The sequence below is a fragment of the Microbispora siamensis genome (genome assembly GCF_016863095.1).
GTDB classification, from domain to species: Bacteria; Actinomycetota; Actinomycetes; order Streptosporangiales; family Streptosporangiaceae; genus Microbispora; species Microbispora siamensis.
The window spans coordinates 211252-225957 of sequence record NZ_BOOF01000003.1; the positions used below are offsets into that span (position 1 = coordinate 211252).

12 protein-coding genes and 1 pseudogene are annotated in these 14706 nt (G+C 71.7%); 1 reads left to right on the plus strand and 12 read right to left on the minus strand.

Going from position 1 to position 14706, the window contains the following annotated elements; genetic code table 11:
• Positions 1–10: 10 nt before the first annotated feature.
• The 11 genes and pseudogenes from Msi02_RS04045 to Msi02_RS04095 all read right to left on the minus strand — a co-directional run bounded on the left by Msi02_RS04045 (position 11) and on the right by Msi02_RS04095 (position 12993).
• Positions 11–760 (minus strand): HNH endonuclease family protein, encoded by a 750-nt coding sequence (locus tag Msi02_RS04045; protein ID WP_239108107.1) that lies wholly within the window; start codon positions 758–760, stop codon positions 11–13.
• A 262-nt stretch (positions 761–1022) separates the two neighbouring features.
• Positions 1023–1973 (minus strand): ABC transporter substrate-binding protein, encoded by a 951-nt coding sequence (locus tag Msi02_RS04050; protein ID WP_204047117.1) that lies wholly within the window; start codon positions 1971–1973, stop codon positions 1023–1025.
• A gap of 160 nt (positions 1974–2133) precedes the next feature.
• The gene (locus tag Msi02_RS04055) at positions 2134–3090 is read right to left on the minus strand and encodes an ABC transporter substrate-binding protein (RefSeq protein ID WP_204047118.1); all 957 of its coding nucleotides are present in this window, start codon (positions 3088–3090) and stop codon (positions 2134–2136) included.
• Positions 3087–5021, minus strand: a complete 1935-nt coding sequence (locus Msi02_RS04060; protein ID WP_239108108.1) for an ABC transporter permease — start codon at positions 5019–5021, stop codon at positions 3087–3089. Before Msi02_RS04060 ends, Msi02_RS04055 begins: the two co-directional genes overlap by 4 nt.
• Before the next feature lie 300 nt (positions 5022–5321).
• A pseudogene (locus Msi02_RS04065) lies at positions 5322–6344 on the minus strand (quaternary amine ABC transporter ATP-binding protein); the annotation flags it as partial.
• A 332-nt stretch (positions 6345–6676) separates the two neighbouring features.
• The gene (locus Msi02_RS04070) at positions 6677–7438 is read right to left on the minus strand and encodes an SDR family NAD(P)-dependent oxidoreductase (RefSeq protein ID WP_239108109.1); all 762 of its coding nucleotides are present in this window, start codon (positions 7436–7438) and stop codon (positions 6677–6679) included.
• Between the two features lie 69 nt (positions 7439–7507).
• Positions 7508–9790: a tetratricopeptide repeat protein gene (locus tag Msi02_RS04075; RefSeq protein WP_204047120.1), complete on the minus strand. Its 2283-nt coding sequence runs from the start codon at positions 9788–9790 to the stop codon at positions 7508–7510.
• A 67-nt stretch (positions 9791–9857) separates the two neighbouring features.
• Positions 9858–10625 (minus strand): SCO6745 family protein, encoded by a 768-nt coding sequence (locus Msi02_RS04080; protein ID WP_239108110.1) that lies wholly within the window; start codon positions 10623–10625, stop codon positions 9858–9860.
• Positions 10626–10697: 72 nt separating this feature from the next.
• Positions 10698–11510: a diaminopimelate epimerase gene (gene dapF / locus Msi02_RS04085; protein ID WP_204047121.1), complete on the minus strand. Its 813-nt coding sequence runs from the start codon at positions 11508–11510 to the stop codon at positions 10698–10700.
• Positions 11511–11519: 9 nt separating this feature from the next.
• Positions 11520–12431: a tRNA (adenosine(37)-N6)-dimethylallyltransferase MiaA gene (gene miaA / locus Msi02_RS04090; RefSeq protein ID WP_239108111.1), complete on the minus strand. Its 912-nt coding sequence runs from the start codon at positions 12429–12431 to the stop codon at positions 11520–11522.
• A 28-nt stretch (positions 12432–12459) separates the two neighbouring features.
• Positions 12460–12993: a methylated-DNA--[protein]-cysteine S-methyltransferase gene (locus tag Msi02_RS04095; RefSeq protein WP_204047122.1), complete on the minus strand. Its 534-nt coding sequence runs from the start codon at positions 12991–12993 to the stop codon at positions 12460–12462.
• Between the two features lie 42 nt (positions 12994–13035).
• On the opposite strand from Msi02_RS04095, the gene Msi02_RS04100 reads away from it, so the two are divergent.
• Positions 13036–13740 carry a class III extradiol dioxygenase subunit B-like domain-containing protein gene (locus Msi02_RS04100; RefSeq protein WP_204047123.1) on the plus strand — a complete coding sequence of 235 codons (705 nt, stop codon included), beginning with the start codon at positions 13036–13038 and terminating at the stop codon, positions 13738–13740.
• On the opposite strand, the gene Msi02_RS04105 is transcribed toward Msi02_RS04100, so the two are convergent.
• Positions 13713–14663, minus strand: a complete 951-nt coding sequence (locus Msi02_RS04105; protein WP_204047124.1) for a ribonuclease Z — start codon at positions 14661–14663, stop codon at positions 13713–13715. The two genes, Msi02_RS04100 and Msi02_RS04105, sit on opposite strands and share 28 nt — an antisense overlap.
• Positions 14664–14706 lie beyond the last annotated feature (43 nt).

Consider the following 14706-nt stretch of genomic DNA (forward strand, 5'->3'; position numbering starts at 1 on the left):
GCCGCGCCCGTTACTTGCACTGCTCCAGCATGGCCGCCTTGTCGGCTGAGGTCACCGGCAGGTCGTACTTGAGGGCGACCTGGGCGAACCGCACGACGTAGGAGCAGCGGATGTCGCGGCTGGGCGGCAGCCAGGTGGCCGGGCCCGAGTCGCCCTTGGAGCCGTTGGTGGAGCCGTCCACGGGGATCAGGTTGAGCGGGTCGTTCGCGATCTGCTTGCGCTTGCTCTCGCTCCACCGCGACGCGCCCATCTGCCAGTCGTACGACAGGGGCATGACGTGGTCGATCTGGACCTCCGCCGCGTGCGACTTGCTCCAGTCGATGGTCTTGCCGGTGTACGGGTCGTACAGGGTCATGGAGGTGATGACGCAGTTCGACCCGCTGCGATATTTGATGTCCTTGCCGTCCCGCTTCAGCAGGTCGTTGCGGGTGTCACAGCCGTTGCGCCCCCACGGGACGCCGTCCACGTTGTCGGCCCAGGCGTAGCCGAACTTGTCGCGGTCGTAGCCGGTCTTCGGCCCCCGGCCCTTCGTCGCCACCTTGTCGATCAGATCGCGGGCCTTCGCCCGGTCCTTGTCGGACGTGATCGCCTTCAGGCCGGGGCCGGTGCCGTCGGGATTGTCGAGCGGGTTGACGCCCCGCTCCGTTGCGGAGTCGCCCTTCGCGCCGCCGCCCTTGCCCGTGGGGCCGCCGTCGAGTTCCGGCATGGGCCCGCAACCCGCGAGTACGGCCACCGCCACCGAGATTCCGGCGATCGACACAGCGATCAACCGGTTGCCACGCCCGCCCACTGCCACCCCTAGGTAATGAAATATCCCCCTCAGATATAGCAAAGTGCAAAAAAGTGGCAAAGGAGGCGCGCACAAGAGCCGCGGCATTGCGACGTTTGCCGTTCACCGACGGCGCCGCCTCGGGCGAGAACCGCGGCGTACGACGAGGGGCGCGGCACGCCGTGCGCGCCACGCCCCTCGGACGGACCCGGTGAGAGCCCGGTGGATCAGATGCGGTGGTTCGGACAGGGGTTCAGGCCGGAATCCAGTCCTGCCAGACGATCTTGTTGGCGTCGACCCACTTCTTCGCGGCCGCCTCGGCGCTCATCTTGTTCACCGCCATGTCGTAGGCCACGGCGTTCTGGTCGTCGTTGGTCCAGCTCCAGTTCTTGATGAACTCGTATGCCTTGCCCCCGGTCTGGGCGAACTTCACACTGACGATCTTGTCGAGCAGGTACGGCGGATAGTCGCACTCGATCGTCCTGACGTTGTCGTCACACCCGATGGCGTACGGCGGAAGGTTGATCTTGACGAGCTTGAGCTGGTTGAACAGCCACTGCGGCTCGTAGAAGTACATCAGCAGCGGGGTCTCGTTCTCGGTGGCCTTGCGGGCCGCCGCGATGAGCGCGTCCTCGCTGCCGGAGTAGACCACCTTGTACGGCAGGTTCAGGTTCTTGATCAGCGCCTCGTCGTTGGTGACGAACGACTTGTCGCCGGCGAGGAACTGACCCAGGCCGTCGCTCTTGTCGGTCTTGAACAGGTCCTTGTACTTCGGCAGGTGATGCCAGTCCGTAATGTCCGGATATTTCTGGACCATCCACTCAGGGACGTACCAGCCGATGACGCCCTTGTTGCCGTTCTCACCCGCGGTGATCGCGACCTTCTTGTCGTCGATGTACACCTTCTCCAGCTCCGGGTGGCTCCAGTTCTCCAGGACGACGTCGACCGTGCCCTTCTCGAAACCCTTCCAGGAGTCCGCCTCGTCGCTCTCGATCTGCTCGACCTTGTAGCCGAGCTCGTGCTCGAGGAGATAGGCGACGACCGCGGCGCTGGCCTCGTAGCCGATCCAGGCGTTGATCGCGAGTCGCACGGTCTTCGTGCCGCCCCCGGCGCCTGCTCCGGCGGCGTCATCCGAGCTCCCGCCACCGCAGGCGGTCATCGCCAGCGCGAGCGTCAGCGCGCCGGCAAGGAGACGGATCCTCATATGTGACCTCACCTGGTGTGATACGGGCGGCCAACGCGAGCGGCGGGGCCGCGGCGACACCGGCAGGGTATTCCACCGGCAGGCGGGAGCGGCCGCGATCCGTGAGGATCGCGGCCGGCGGTGCTCGCGCCCGGACGCGCGCGGAGTCGTGACGCTCACATCACTTGGGCATCCAGGCCTGCCACTTGGCCGTGTTCGCCTCCACCCACTTCTTGGCGGCGTCCTCGGCCGGCATGCCGTTGTTGGTGATGTCGTCGGCCACCGCGTTCTGGTCGTCGTTCGTCCACTGGAAGTTCTTGACCAGCTCGTACGCCTTGCCGCCGGTGTCGGCGAACTTCTTGCTCACGATCTTGTCGAGGTCGTACGGCGGGTAGCCGCAGGCGACCTTCTTGGGGTCGCTGTCGCAGCCCTCCTCCCACACCGGGAGGTTGACCTTCACCAGCTTGACCTGGTTGAAGAGCCACTGCGGCTCGTAGAAGTACATCAGCAGCGGCTTCTTCTGCTCGCTCGCCTGCTTGGCGGCCTTGATCAACGCGGCCTCACTGCCGGCGTACACCACCTTGTAGTCGAGCTTGAGGTTCTTGACCAGCGCCTCGTCGTTGGTGACGAAGGACGGGTCGCCGTCGAGAAGCTGGCCCTTGCCGTCCGACTCGGAGGTCTTGAACAGGTCGGCGTACTTGTTCAGGTTCTTGTAGTCGGTGATGTCGGGGTACTTCTGCACCATCCACTCGGGCACGTACCAGCCGATGACGCCCTTGTTGCCGGTGCTGCCCGCCTCGACGGCGACGTTCTTCTCCTCGATGTACTTCTTCTTGAGGTCCTCGTGGCCCCAGTTCTCGATGACGACGTCGACGGCGCCCGACTCCATGCCCTGCCAGGACGGCTCCTCGGCGAGCGTCACCTTCTCCACCTTGTAGCCGAGCTCGTGCTCCAAGAGGTAGGACACGACGGCGGCGCTGGCCTCGTAGCCCACCCAGCCGTTGATCGCCATCTTGACCGTGCCCGCCGGGGACGCGCCCGGCGCAGCCGCGGAGTCGTCCTCGACCTTGGCCCCTCCGCAGGCGGCCGCGCCGAGGCCGAGAACGAGAACTCCTGCGATCAGGCGTGACTTCTTCATGCGTTCCTCTTCTTGTGGGGAGAGCGGCGCCCGTTGGCGCCTTGGGTGATCCGGTCGAGCATGACTCCGAGGAGGACCAGGGCGACGCCCGCGGCCAGGCCCTTGCCGTAGTCCTCCTGCTGCGCGAATCCGGCCACGACGTCGTACCCGAGGGCCCCTGCGCCGACCAGCGCGCCGATCACCACCATCGCCAGCGTCATGACGATGCCCTGGTTCGCCGCCAGGAGCAGCGAGCCGCGGGCCATCGGCAGTTGCACCTTCCACAGCAGTTGCCGATCGGTGGAGCCCGCCGATCTCGCCGCCTCCATGACGGTGCCGGGGACCGCCCGCAGACCGTCCTCGACCACGCGCGCGACCACCGGCACCGCGTAGATGAACGCGGCCGTGATCGCGGTGAAGCGGCCGTTGCCGAACAGGGCCACGGCGGGCAGCAGGTAGGAGAACGACGGCATCGTCTGCGCGGCGTCCAGGAGCGGCCGCAGCACCGCGGAGAACCACCGGGACCGCGCCGCCGCCACGCCGAGCGCGAGTCCGGCGGCGATCGTCATCACGGCGCCGACCAGCACCATCGTCAGCGTCTGCATGCCGTGCTCCCACAGGCCGAGCGCGGCGACGCCCAGGAGGCAGGCGGCGGCGACCAGACCGGCCGCCAATCCGCTCACCCGCCAGGCGAACACCAGCACCGCCGCCGTGACCAGCCACCAGGGAGCGCTGGTCAGCACGTCCTGGAGCGGGTTGAGAAAGCCGTACGCGACGGTGTCGTTGAGGAAGCCGGTGAAGGTGTACCAGTGCGCCTCGATCCAGTCGGCCACGTCGTTGATCGGCCGGACGATCTGCACCTGCCACTGCTCGGGGAACTCCTGCGCCAGCACGGGGGTCAGGGCGAGCCCGGCGGCCGTGAGGACGGCGAAACCGCCCCAGCGGACGGCCTGAGCCCGGGTACCGCCGTCGCGTCGCTGCGCCGCCGCCCGCGTCATGCGGTCGAGCACGATGGCGATCAGCACGATCGCGATCCCGGGCACCAGCGCGGCGCCCACGTTGACCCGGGCGAGCGCCCGGATCAGGTCCTCGCCGAGGCCCGGCGCCGCGATCAGCGCCGTCAACGGCACCATCGACAGAGCCGCGGCGATCGTCTGGTTGACGCCCAGCATGATCGTGTTCAGCGCCAGCGGCAGGCGGACCTTGCGCAGCGTCTGCCAACGGGTGGCGCCCAGAGACTCCGACGCCTCCACCGTCACACCGGAGACCCGCTCGATGGCCAGCGCGGTGATCCTGATGGCGGGCGGCATCGCGTAGATCATCGTCGCGATCGTCGACGACGCCGGCCCGATGAGGAACAGCAGCACCATCGGCGACAGGTACGAGAACGTCGGCATGATCTGCATGACGTCGAGCACCGGCGTCACGATCCGCCGGACGCGGGGCGAACGGCCGGCCCAGATCCCCAGCGGGATGCCGAACAGCAGCGACAGCACCACCGCGGACAGCGTCAGCGCGAGCGTCTCGACGCTCGCCTCCCAGAACCCGAGCACGCCGAGGCCGGCGAAGCCCACGAGCGAGACGAGCGCGATCCGCCAGCCGCCCGCGAGCCAGCCGAGGCCGGCGGCCAGGCCGACGAGCCCGGGCCACCCCAGCGCGACCAGGGCGCCCTGTATCAGCGCGAAGACCTCTGCGGCACCCAGGCGGAGGTAGTTGACGACGTACAGGAAGATCGGGTTGCTGTTGCGATTGGCGTCCACCCAGTCGCGGGCGTCGTTGAGCCAGTGGAACAGGGTGGCGTCGTCGTCGTGCGGCAGCACGGACTTGCCGCGGAAGGCCACGTAGAGGGCCACCCCCACGACCACTCCGGCGACCGGCGCGACCCATCGCGGCAGGCGCCGGACCCGCGCCGGAGCCGGCACCGGCGGGGCCGCCTGCACAGGTGCGCTCACCACCTACGCCTCCCCGGGCGCGCCGGTGGAGGCGACCCATGCGCCCCCGCGCGTCCTCGCCTCGGCGGTCGCGGAGGTGTCGCCCTCGTTCCTCGCCGGCTGCTCCTCCTGAGCGTCCTCGCCGGGCTGCTCCTCCTCGCCGGCCTCCCCGGAGGCGACGGGCTCGTCCCCACCGGACTCCTCCGAGCCGCCGGACTCCCCGGCAGGTTCGTCGACCGGCTCCTCGGCAGGCTCCTCAGCGGGCTTTTCGGCGGACTGCTCGATCGGGGCGGCGACGACCACGGGCCCGGGCTCGGGGCGTACCGCGCCGAGGAGATCGACGCGGCTGACCACGCCGACCAGTTCGCCGTCCGCGACGACCCGGATGGGCCGGTCGGAGGCCATCGCGGCCGGGACGGCGTCGTGGATCACGGTGTCGGCGGGGAGTTCGGGACCGTCGAGCGGCTCGTCCGGCTCGGGGGCGCGGGAGATCCAGCGCAGCGACAGCACCTGCGCCCTGGGAACGTCCCGCACGAAGTCGGCCACGTAGTCGTCGGCGGGCGCGCCGACCAGTTCCTCAGGGGTGCCCACCTGCACGATCGCGCCCGCCCGCATGATCGCGATGCGCTCGCCGAGCTTGAGCGCCTCGGACAGGTCGTGCGTGATGAAGACCATGGTCTTGCCGACCTCGCGGTGCAGCCGGATGACCTCGGCCTGCATGTCGCGGCGGATCAGCGGGTCGAGCGCGCTGAACGGCTCGTCGAACAGCAGCACCTCGGGGTCGACGGCGAGGGCCCGGGCCAGCCCCACCCGCTGCTGCATGCCGCCCGACAACTGCTCGGGATAGGAGTCCTCATGGCCCTCCAGCCCGACCAGCGACAGGATGCTCCGGGCCTTCTCGTGCCGCTCGGCCTTCCCGACGCCCTGGATCTCCAGGCCGTAGCCGACGTTGTCCACGACCTTGCGGTGCGGCAGCAGCCCGAAGTGCTGGAAGACCATGCTCACCCGGTGGCGGCGAAGCTCCCGCAACTGCTTGGCCGACATCGCGCGCACGTCCTGACCGTCGATGCGCAGTTCGCCCGCCGTCGGCTCGATCAGCCGGGTGAGACACCGCACCAGCGTCGACTTGCCGCTGCCCGACAGACCCATGACGACGAAGACCTCGCCGGGCCGTACCTCGAAGCTGACGTCCCTGACGGCGGCGGTGCACCCCGTCTTCGCCCGCAGTTGCGCGGGCTCAAGGTCGGCGTCGGGGCTGCCGATGATCCGGTCGGCCTTGGGACCGAAGATCTTCCAGAGCCCGCGAACGTCGATCGCGGCTGTGCCCACTCTGATTCCCCTCACTTGGCGCTCGCCCGCGAGGCGGTGTGGACGCCCGGAAACGCCAAAGCACGGCGCGAGGCTGCCGCTCGCACGCCGTGAATGAAGAGCGGGGGGCCAACGACTCCTCAGGGCACACGCACAGGCGTTGCGCTATGCGCAACACGGATCCTGTTTGACAACAGGTCCGACGCTAGAGCTATACCGCCCTCAGATGGTGAAATATGTCACATAATCTTCATATCGTGACCGTCTGGTGATCTTTTTCCCCATAGGGCCTTACCGGTCGGTGAGGGCGCGGCGTCGAGGCGTGAGGACCGACCCGGAGAGGCGAGACGGCACCGGGAGTGCCGGGATCAGGTGGCGAGAATGCCTCCGTCGACCGGGAGCACCGCCCCGGTGACGTACGAACCGGCGTCGGAGGCGAGGAAGACGGCGGCGGCGACGAGTTCCTCCGGGTCGCCCGAGCGCTTCATCAGGACCCGCTGCTCCCGCATGCGGTCGAGGTAGCCGTCGGGATACTGCGCGGTCATCTCGGAGTCGAAGAAGCCCGGCTCCAGGCAGTTGACCCGGATGCCCCGGCGCGAGGTCCACTGCTGGGCGAGGTCGCGGGTGAGCCCGACGACCGCGGCCTTCGACGCGCTGTAGGCCGCCTGCGGCAGGCCGGCCGTGGTCTCGCCGAGCACGCTGCCGATATTGACGATCGACGACCCCGGCCGCATGACCCGGGCGCAGGCCTGGGCCATCCAGTAGGTGCCGTTCAGGTTGACGTCGAGCACGCGGCGGAACTCGCCGGGCGTCTCCCGCAGGGCGGGCACGGCCGTGCCGACGCCCGCGTTGTTGACCAGGACGTCGACGCGGCCGAACTCGCCCATGGCCGCGTCGACGAGGGCCTGGCACTCCTCGGGGACCGACACGTCGGTCGGGACCGCGAGGCAGCGGCGGCCGGTCTCCTCGACCAGCCGCCGGGTCCGCTCCAGGCCCTCGGGACGGCGGGCCCCGATCACCACGTCGGCGCCCGCCTCCGCCAGGCCCCTGGCGAAGGCGACGCCGAGCCCCGACGAGGCCCCCGTCACGATGGCCACCTTGCCGTCGAGACGGAACCGGTCCAGGATCACGCCGCCTCCTCGCTCAAGAATCGAACCCGACTCTAGAGCAGGGTTTCGCCAGGGCGACGGGCAGGCGGATCAGAGGCCGTACTCCTTGGAGATCCGCTCGTGCCGCTCGGCCTCGATGCCGACCTCGCGGGCGAGGTCGAGCCACGCCAGCGGGTGGGACCACTGCTCGGTGACGTCGTCGAGAACGGCGTCCAGCTCCGCCGGCCGCACGGTGGGCGGGATCGCGATCCAGCCGAACACGCCCGGAAGCTGCTCACCGGTGGCCGGGTGGGTGACGCGGTAGTTCTCGTCGCTGTAGACCCACATCGGCCAGCCGCGCTCGGCGAGGACCTCGTTGAACTCGGCCCACTCGTCCTCGGACGGCGCCGCGCCGTCGAAGAACCAGCTCGTGTAGCCACCCGGGCGCAGCATCGTCACCCCGGCGAACGGGATGACGAAGCTCTCCCGCTCCTGCTCGTCCTCCGGGATCGGCTCCAGCGGCCGGGGGTCGATCACGACGACGTCGCCCGCGTTGTACTCCATGCCGCGCGGCTGCGGGATCGCCAGGCGCGCGGTGGCCGGGCCGGTCCGTACGGCGAGCACCTCCCGCTGGCTGCCGTCGGGGGCCGGGAGGATCACCCGGACCAGGTGCCACTCCTCCTCGATCGGGCCCTCTCCCGGCTCGATCGGCATGCCGAGCTTGGCGCCCGCGGCGCGCACGGTCGCCCAGTCCTCCACGGCGGTGGACAGGACGATGAGCCGCCAGACGTCCTCCTCCTCGCCCTCTTCGGACTCGAGCAGCGGCTTGAGGATCTCGGCCGCCTTGGCGTTGTCGCCGAGCTGCTGGGCGGCGCCCGACCACAGGCGGCGCGCCTCCAGCCCGCCCTCGTGGGCGACCGCCTGCTCGGCCTCGGCCGCCGTCTGCTCCCAGCGCTCGCGGGCGCGGTGGAGCCGGGCGAGCGCGAGGTGCGAGCGGGTCTCCGGCAGCCGTCCCGCCAGGGTCTCCACCCGCTCGTCCTGCCGGGCCTCGATGAGCAGGCCGGTGAGATAGGAGATGTCCTCGTCGCCGGCGGCGGCCGGGGCGCCGTCCTCGACGATCGTCTTCCAGTAGATGTCGGCGCCCACTGGGGCGTAGCCCAGGAACCCGAGCGTCGTGGTGTGGCGCCGGGTGGCCTCGAGGTCGGTGCCGGACAGCGGCCACAGCCAGCCCACCCACCGCTCGGGGTCGGCCGTGCGGCCGTCGGCGGCGTCGAAGTAGGCCACCAGCTCGTCGCGGGGGCCGGGCGGGGGCAGCTCCTTGGCGGCGTCGGCCGCGGCGCGCAGCTCGGCCACCCGTTCGGCCAGTCCCTCGCTGACGCGGAGGTCGGCGATCACGGCCTCGGCGTAGTCGGCCAGCAAGCGGGCCTGCCACAGGCCCTGCCGAGCGACCGCCAGGTGCCCGGCCGTCAGCGCGAGCTCGAACCTGGCGCGGTGGCCGCCCACGCTCTCGAAGTAGGCGATCCACTGGCGCAGGATGCGGCCGAGCTGCCACGTGTTGGCGATCGAGCCGCCCGCGGTGAGCATGCGGACGGTGCGCGCCCACTCCACCCATTCGCGCGCGTGGTCGCCCACCACGTCGAGGTCGGGCAGCGCGTCGACGGCCTCCTCCAGACGGCCGAGCGTGGCCAGCACCTGCGACCTGAGCAGGTTCTCGCGGCGGCCCTTCGCGACCGGGTCGTCCGGCTTGAAGCCGGTCGAGGCGTCGAGCGCGGTCAGGGCGTCGTCCGGGCGTCCGGCGGCGAGCAGGGCCCGCGCGGAGGCGGCGCCCAGCTCCCAGCTCGCCTCGCGTCCCTCGCCGCGCAGGCGCTCGACCGCCGCCTCGGCGTACGCGACGGCCTCGGCCGCCTGGCCCGCGTCGATCAGGGCCGCGACGTACTGCGTGGCCAGGCCGGAGAAGGCGAGGGAGTCCGGGCCGACGCCGTCAAGGGCCGCGCCGAGGGCCGCCAGCCGGGTCTCGGCGTAGCCGGGGCCGTCGGTGTTGGCCTGGGCCATCGCCAGGACCTCCACGGCGCCGGGGGCGGCGGGACAGTCGCTGACGTCGTCACGCTCGGCGAAGTCCGCCAGCGCGACGGCGTCGTCGAGCGCGGCCGCGCCGATCGCCCGGTCGCCCACCCGCCCCAGCAGGTGCCAGTAGCGCGCGAAGAACTCCAGCCACGGCTTCTCCAGCGTCTCGGCGTGCTGCGCGATCGCCGGCGCCACGACGTCGAGCTGGGCGAAACGGCCCTCCAGCGCCTGCGCGGGCACGTCACCCAGCGCCATGGCCAGCCCCGTGTTGCCCGCCTCGTGCAGTTCACGCTGGGTGCCACCGACCCAGGCCCAGATGTCCACGTCCATGAGCAGTCAGTCTGCCAGGTCGCCGACCATGACCCAAACAGCACGCGGCCTCGGGTGTACGGGCGCGTCAGCGCGCCAGGGCCGCCTGGGACGCCTCCCGGAGCAGGCCGCAGAGTTCCGCGAGCTCCGCCGGGCCGAGCGCCGCGTACGCGCGGGCGACGAGGTCGTCGGTCAGCTCCTCCGCCCCGGCCCTGCGCTGCTCCGCCTCCGCCGACGGCTCGGGATAGGGCTCGGGCCAGGCGAGGAAACGGGCGACGTCGGAGCTGCGGTCGTACGGGACCGGGGTCCCGGTGTTGCCCGCGCCCACGAGGGTGGCCTCCAGCGGGTCGAGTCCGTGCGCCACCACGGCCGTCGCGTGCCGGGCGCCGCGCAGTTCCCGTACGACGTGGAGCAGGTGGGCCGCCAGGGCGGGTCCGCCGCCTGGCCGCGGCAAGGCCCGCCATCCGGCGAACAGCGGCGCGCAGAACGGGTCGGCGCCGTCGGCGACGACGGCGAGCAACTCCGCCAGCCGGTCGGCGTTCCCGAGCCCGGCGAGCCTGCGCCGTCCCCAGTCGTGGCAGGCGCCGGCGTAGAGCGCGACGGCCTCCTCGGCCGGGAGCTTGCGTCCGCCCTCCCATGACTGTCTGACGTGCCCGGCCGGGAAGAAGACGACCGCCGCGAGCACGACGTCGGCGTCCACCTCGCCGAGGACGCCGCACCTGCCCCGGAAGTACATCTCCCGCGGACCGAGGCCGTGGCGCTCGCACAGCGCCTTGACCTCCCGAGAGATCATGAAACCTCCGCCGAGGGCCCCGATGGCCGCCTTCGTCTCCACCACCGCGTCGCGCGGGTCCATGCGCCCTCCTCGGTCTACTCTCCAGACCCAGGGTGGCGGATCAGAACAAGATTCTGCAAGTCTCCGAAACGATCAGAGGACGGCGGGCCACTCCCCCGAGGCGACGAGGACGGCCGGCCCGGCCAGGTAGCTCGTGTCCTCCTCCAGCGTGACGGTGACCGTGCCGCCGAGCACCCGGACCTCCCAGGTGCCGGTGGTCTCCCCGGCGGCGTGGGCGGCGGCGACGGCCGTCGCCACGGCCCCGGTGCCGCACGAGCGCGTCTCCCCGGAGCCCCGCTCGTGCACCCGCATGGTCACCTTGTGGTCGCCCACGGCGTTGAAGATCTCGACGTTCACACCCTCGGGGTAGTCCGCGCGGTCGAAGTCCGGCTCGCGTGCGAGGTCGAACCCGGCCACCGGCTCCTCCACGACGCATGCCAGGTGGGGGTTGCCCATGTTCACGTTCACGCCGCGGCACTCGCGCCCGTCGACGACCGCGCGGCTCTCCCCCAGCACCCGCGGCCTGCCCATGTCCACGGTCACGTCGCCCGTCGCGCCGAGCCGTACGCGCTTGGGTCCTCCGCGGGTGGCGACGGCGAACTCACCGGGCGCCGCGAGGCCCGCGTCCACGAGGTAGCGGGCGAAGACCCGGACGCCGTTGCCGCACATCTCGGGAATGCCGCCGTCCGCGTTGCGGTAGTCCATGAACCACTCGGCCTCGCCCGCCTGCCCGGCCACCTCGGGGCAGAGCTTGGTGCGCACGACGCGCAGCACCCCGTCGGCGCCGATGCCCGCGCGCCGGTCGCAGAGCGCGACGACGTCCGCCGCGGACAGATCCAGCGTGGCGTCGGCGTCCGGCAGGATGACGAAGTCGTTCTCGGTGCCGTGGCCCTTCACAAACCGCATGGCAGAAGTCTAGGAGGCGCCGGTGATCACGGCGATCGCGCGGTCGGCCAGGTCGGGCGCGTCGAACGGCAGCCACACCACCCGGGGGTCGCGGCGGAACCACGACTCCTGCCGGCGGGCGAACCTGCGGGTGGCCCGCACCGTCTCCTCCCGGGCCTGCTCCTCGGTCCACTCCCCGGCGAGGAAGCGCAGCACCTGCGCGTACCCGAGCGCCCGGCTGGCGGTCCTGCCCTCGGCCAGGCCGCGCGCGGCGAGGGCGCGCACCTCGTCCACCAGCCCGGCCTCCCACATGAGGACGACCCGGCGCTCGATCCGCTCGTCGAGGACCGGCCGCGGCACCTCGACGCCGATCTGCACGCTGTCGTAGACCGCGTCGTACGACGGCATCGTGGCGGAGAACGGCCGGCCGGACAGCTCGATGACCTCCAGCGCGCGGACGATCCTGCGGCCGTTGCTCGGCAGGATGTTCTCCGCGGCCACCGGGTCGAGGCCCTTGAGCCGCTCGTACAGGGGCGCCGGGCCGGTCTCGGCGAGCTCCTTCTCCAGCCGGGCCCGCGCGTCCGGGTCGGTCCCGGGGAACTCCAGGTCGTCGATAGCGGCGCGCACGTAGAGCCCGGACCCGCCCGCCAGCACGGGCACCCGGCCGCGGGCGCGCAGGTCCTCGATCAAGGGGCGGACGAGCCGTTGGTATTCGGCCACGCTGGCGGTCCGCGTCACCGGCCAGATGTCCAGCAGGTGATGGGGGACGCCGCGCCGCTCCCGCACCGAGAGCTTGGCCGTGCCGATGTCCATGCCCTCGTAGAGCTGCATGGAGTCGGTGTTGATCACCTCGCCGCCCAGGCGGAGCGCGAGCTCGACGGCCAGGTCGGACTTGCCCGCCGCGGTCGCGCCCACGACGGCGATCACAGGTAGCTGCCCCACACCGTCCAGTGTCCCAGCGGCGGGGAGGTCACATGTCCCAGTCGAGGGTGGGCGGCAGGTGGCCTTCGAGGGTGAGCAGCCACCGCTTGGACTCCACTCCCTCGCCGCCGCTGAAGCCGCCGAGCCCGTTGCTCGCGACGACCCGGTGGCACGGCACGATGATCGGGATCGGGTTGGCGCCCATGATCGAGCCGATGGCCCGCGCCGGGACCCCCGTGCCGCTCCGCGCCGCCAGTTCCCCGTAGGTCACCACCTCGCCGTACGGGACGGTGGCGAACAGCGTGCCGAGGACCTGCCGTTGCAGCGGCGACATGAGCCGCCAGTCCACCGGGACGCGGAACTCCTTCAGCTCGCCCCGGAAGTACGCCGACAGCTCCTCCCCGGCGGCGGCCGTACGGGCCGGGTCGTCGGCGACGGCCATCCCGAGGCGATCGGCGATGCGCTCCCTGAGCAGGGGGTCGTCCCGGAAGTGCGTCGCGGCGACCCCGTCCTCGGTGACGGCGGCCAGCACGTCGCCCAGCCTGGTCGGTACGGTCGCGAACGCCACCGTGCTGCTGTCCATGCGTCCCATTCTGCGCGTCACCGGGCGGGGTAGGGTGATCGGGTGCTGGTCGCCGCTGCCGTCTGCCCGCATCCTCCGCTGCTCGTCCCGCAGGTCGCCGGGGCCGCCGCACCCGAACTCGACAACCTGCGCGCGGCCTGCGCCGCGGCGGTCGGCGCGCTTCTGGACGCCCGCCCCGACGTGCTGGCCGTGGCCGGCGGCGCGGACGTCGGCGCGTCGTTCCCGGGGAACGCCTCGGGGACGCTGCGCCCGTGGGGCCCCGACGTCCGGGTCGGCCCGGGGGATCCCGTCCTGCCCCTGTCGCTCACGATCGGCCGCTGGCTGCTGGAACGGGCGCACGCGTCCGGTCACGACCTGCCCGCACTGCGGTTCGAGGCGGCCGGATTCGACGCGCCGCCGGCCGAGTGCGCCGCCCTGGGCCGCCGCCTGGCGGAGTCGGCGCGTCGGGTCGCGCTGCTGGTCATGGGCGACGGCTCGGCCCGGCGCACCGAGAAGGCGCCGGGTTACGTCCATCCCGGCGCCGTGCCGTACGACGAGATGCTCGCCGCCGCGCTCGCCTCGGGCGACACGGGTCGCCTGCTCGGCCTCGACCCGGACGAGGCGCGGGAGCTGTGGGCCGCGGGCCGGGCGGCCTTCCAGGTGCTCGGCGGCGCGGCGCGGGGGGCGCCCGCGCCGGTCGCCTCAGAGCTGCTGTACGACGACGCGCCGTACGGCGTGGGCTACTTCGTCGCCCGCTGGACCTGGTAGTCCCCACGCTTCGGCACGGGGACGCGCATGAGGTCGCGCGCCGTCACGACGTCCCCCGCGTAGGACTTGCGCACCTCGTCCACGAAGCGCGGCTCGTCCGCCGTCGTGTAGCGCTCGGAGAAGTGCGTAAGCACCAGGCGCCGCACCCCGCAGGCCGCCGCGATCTGACCCGCCTGGGCCGCCGTCAGGTGTCCGTACTGCGCGGCCATCGCGCTCTCGTCCGACAGGAACGTCGACTCGATCACCAGCAGGTCGACGCCGTCGGCGAGGGCGAACGCCCCGTCGCACAACCGGGTGTCCATCACGAAGGCCGCGCTCTGCCCCGGCCTGGGGGCGCTGCACTCGTCCAGCGTGACCGTCGAGCCGTCCGGCGTCGTCAGCGAGCCGTTCCGCTGGAGCTCTCCGATCATCGGACCGCGCACGCCCCGCCTGGCCAGTTCCTCGGGCAGCATGCGGCGCCCGCCCGGCTCGTCCACGCGATAGCCGTACGACTGGACGGGGTGCGACAGCGGCCGCGCGGTCAGCGTCACGGGGCCCGACGGCCAGCGGACCACCTCGCCGGAGACCGGGCGGGGTGTGATCACGTCGGTGTCGGCGAACGCCGACGCGTTGCGCAGCCTGCGCCAGTAGATCTCGCCGCTCGCGGGGTAGGCCGCCCGCACCTCGTGGTTCACCTTGTCCCTGGCGATCCGCTGGACCACGCCGGGCACCCCCAGGCAGTGGTCGCCGTGGAAGTGGGTGACGCAGATCCAGGTGACGTCGTGGGCGCTCACCCCGGCGTGCAGCATCTGCCGCTGCGTGCCCTCCCCCGGGTCGAACAGGAACCCCTCGCCGTCCCAGCGCAGCAGGTAACCGTTGTGGTTGCGGTGACGGGTGGGCACCGCGCTCGAGGTGCCGAGGACGACGAGTTCACGAACGGACACACCGCCGATGCTAGGCGCTCGGCCCGGGCCAGATGTGCAACAA

Coding starts and splice junctions, on each gene's coding strand:
- Msi02_RS04055 (WP_204047118.1), bottom strand. CDS start 3,090: ATGAAGAAGTCACGCCTGATCGCAGGAGTTCTCGTTCTCGGCCTCGGC.
- Msi02_RS04095 (WP_204047122.1), bottom strand. CDS start 12,993: ATGGACAGCAGCACGGTGGCGTTCGCGACCGTACCGACCAGGCTGGGC.
- Msi02_RS04075 (WP_204047120.1), bottom strand. CDS start 9,790: ATGGACGTGGACATCTGGGCCTGGGTCGGTGGCACCCAGCGTGAACTG.
- dapF (WP_204047121.1), bottom strand. CDS start 11,510: ATGCGGTTTGTGAAGGGCCACGGCACCGAGAACGACTTCGTCATCCTG.
- Msi02_RS04080 (WP_239108110.1), bottom strand. CDS start 10,625: ATGGACCCGCGCGACGCGGTGGTGGAGACGAAGGCGGCCATCGGGGCC.
- Msi02_RS04050 (WP_204047117.1), bottom strand. CDS start 1,973: ATGAGGATCCGTCTCCTTGCCGGCGCGCTGACGCTCGCGCTGGCGATG.